The 1,596-nt window shown below is 42.4% G+C and carries 1 protein-coding gene; it reads left to right on the plus strand.

Annotated elements, in window-relative coordinates:
- The first annotated feature begins 264 nt into the window (after positions 1–264).
- Entirely contained in the window at positions 265–1,578 is a 1,314-nt protein-coding gene (locus A5295_RS05930; RefSeq protein ID WP_064622165.1) for an MFS transporter, read from the plus strand.
- Positions 1,579–1,596: the final 18 nt, after the last annotated feature.

Raw genomic sequence — 1,596 nt, forward strand, 5'->3', positions numbered from 1 at the left:
AGATGTGTATAAGAGACAGGATAAATAATATAGTAAATGATCTTCATAAGTACGGAATAGATATATGGAAACGTGACGCATTCCACTATGAGCGTAAATCGATGAAATGCAATCCTAGTGTTGTGCAAATTGTCGCACCAGGATTGGAACGTTTTCATGTTATTCGTCATGGTTTTCCTGCTGAACTTATAGGTCGTCTAAGAAAACGTAAATCAATAATGTCGATTCGTCAACACAATTAATGTAATTTATAAGGGGCTTATTATGAAGGCTATTGGTAAGCGGAATAATATTTTTATTCGTATGAGATCTATTAGTCCAGCATTGCGATGGGCTTTGGTTGGCTTCTGTTTTTCTATGCTCGGCAATCAAGCGTATGAAGGATCGGTTTTGCCTTCTATTATTATTGTGGGTTTGCCAGCTTGGGTGATTGGTTTTCGTAAGACTTTTATGACGGTTGCCGATTTTCTTTCGCCATGCTCTGGTTGGATTGTTGATAAGCTTGGCGGTTTTCGCGCTCTTGCTATGACTGAGGGCGTAGAAGGCGTGCTCGGTTTGCTGCCGCTTCTTATGTTTGGCTCTCCTGCGTGGAAGTGGTCGCTTGTAGCTCTTTCTTGTGCATTGTTGATTACAGGTCAAGTGATTGATATTGCTAGCGAAGTTTTCGAGGTTGATGCTGCAGGCGGCGACGACAGCATGATTGTAAACTACAGCGGCATTGTGAGCATTTTGGCAAGTATTACAGGAACATTACTTGGCTCTCCATTAGGATCGTGGATTGCGAGCTGGTCGATTCCTGCGGTTTTGATTTTCTCGTCCGTGACTTCTTTCGCGGCTTGTGCTACGCGATTTATTATGAAACAAGACATTGCGCAAGCGTCTTGCGCAGAAGAGGAAGCGTTGCAAGATGTAGAGAATGAATCGCAAGCGATTAGTGAAGAAGGAGAAGTATCGCAAGTATCGCAAGTATCGCAAGAAAATGACGTTGCCAATAAATCTGCAGCTAAGCAATCTGCGAATCCGTCACTCAAGAGTAAAATCATGCTTCTTGCAGGATCTCTTTTGGTTGCTTTTATTCCTGCATGCTCTGTTTCCTATATTCTTCTCGGTATCGGTAAACAATATAGCTCTCAATCTTTAACAATACTGTATATTTTCACTGGTGTAGGAAGCGTGCTCGCGTCCGTTTTATATGCGCACTCTTCTCAAAAACTCGGTTTAAGAAAAGTAGCGATTTTAGGTATTGCTGTGAGCTTGCTCGCTTATTGCCTTATGTTTATTAATCTTTTGCCAATGATTTGCTTCGCATTCTTCCTTCAAGCGATTGGTGGAATGTTACTAGTAGAGCCGATTATTGTTGCGCGTCAGATTCTGTTTAAAGGGAGTACTCTCGCTAAGTTTTCTGGTTGGGCGCGCCTTGCGTTTGCGATTGGTGCTACTACTGGTTCTTGGATTGGATTTGCATTCTCATCTACGTGCCAATGGCAGCTTTTGCCTATACTCGCGCTGATTTTTACTGCCGGTTTGATTGTTGTTTTGCCGCAGTTGCCAAACACTAGCTATGCGGCGCTCGCATGATTATTTGTAATATTTAAT

The organism is Gardnerella sp. 26-12, assembly GCF_001660745.1.
Classification (GTDB): domain Bacteria; phylum Actinomycetota; class Actinomycetes; order Actinomycetales; family Bifidobacteriaceae; genus Bifidobacterium; species Bifidobacterium swidsinskii.

Excerpts from the sequence above, each read along its gene's own strand:
- A5295_RS05930 (WP_064622165.1), top strand. The coding sequence starts at position 265 with ATGAAGGCTATTGGTAAGCGGAATAATATTTTTATTCGTATGAGATCT.